Annotated in this window: 1 protein-coding gene; it reads right to left on the bottom strand. The window is 72.0% G+C overall.

Annotation, left to right across the window (positions count from 1 at the left end; genetic code table 11):
- A partial coding sequence (locus tag AC1DOC_RS34085; RefSeq protein ID WP_478131623.1) for a DUF2339 domain-containing protein occupies positions 1 to 1,278 on the bottom strand: 1,278 nt, incomplete at both ends.

Genomic DNA, 1,278 nt, shown 5'->3' with positions numbered 1-1,278 from the left:
GGCCAGCACTGCGGTTGCCGCCGCCGCCCACGGCGGCGTGAACCACTGCCACAGCAGCAGCGTGAGCGCGCCCATGCCGAGCCACGGCAGCGCGGTCCCCGCCAGCGCCTCCCAGCCGTTGCCTTCGTCGAGCCCGGCTCGCCGATGAATCGCCCACATCGCGAAGGCGCTGACTGCCACCAGCAGCGGCCCGATCACCGATCCCTGCAGCAGCGGGTGCCCCGCCGCCGCGTCGAGCTGCGTGGCCTCGAGCAGCTTCCACACCGCGCCGGCAAACACCACGAACGAGAAGGCGCGCGCATACACGCGCTGCTGCCGCGCGCCCAGCCAGTACATGCCGGCCGCTTCCACGGCCCAGGCCGCACCGGTCCACCGGCCTTCGAGGCCCAGCGGAATGGCGAGCGTGCCGAAGATCACGCCCACGATGGCGTAGGCCTCCGCCAGCAGCGCGAGGCCCTTGGGCTGCGTGGCGAACACCAGGCGGCCCAGCACCAGGTAGAAGGCCGCGAGCGCCATGGCCGAGAACGCGGCGCCGTACGCCCACGGCTGCATCAGCAGCACCTGCATGCCGAAGGCGACCATGGGCGTGCCGAACACCAGCGAGCTGTCGACGCGGCCCGCACGGCGCAGCGTATCGAGCGCACGCGCGGCCAGCGGCTGCGCGGGCTGCACCGGCGCGTCGAACAAGGTGCGGCGCGCGAACAGCAGGCCGATGGCGACGAACAGCAGAAAGAACACCAGCAGGAAGGGCTGCACGATGCCGTACTGGTCGGCCGCGTAGTACCTGTGCGCCCAGCCCGCGGCCAGCGTGAAGGTGCCGACGAAGCCGATCAGGTTCAGCACGCGCCAGGCCTTGAACCACGCGATCAGCACGATGCCCACGTCGAGCACCAGCAGGTAGGTCAAAAGCCCCACCGGCCGGTTCTGCCCGGTGGACGCGAGCACCGGCGCCGCAAAGCCCTCGAGCACCGCGACGATGGCCAGCAGCGGCGCGTTCTGCAGCACCGCGAGCACCGCGCTCAGCACGGCCACGCCGAACAGGAAGGCGAAACCGGCGGTCGGCGGCAGCAGCTCGTGCAGCTTCATCGCCGCCAGCGTCGTCAGGTAGAACACGCCGATGCCGGCGCCCTGCAGGATCAGCGCGTAGCCGGTGCGCTTGCGGCGCAGCAGCCAGCCCAGCGCCAGCAGGCCCGCGCCCACCAGTGCCACCGCCGCATAGCGCAGCTCGACGGGCACCGTGACGCGCTCGGCCGTGTAGCGCAGCAGGAAGGCCAGCCC

This window comes from Variovorax sp. 01T439_2, assembly GCF_056398445.1.
The sequence above is the reverse complement of the archived record's forward strand: the minus strand, read 5'-3'. Positions and strand labels throughout refer to the sequence as shown.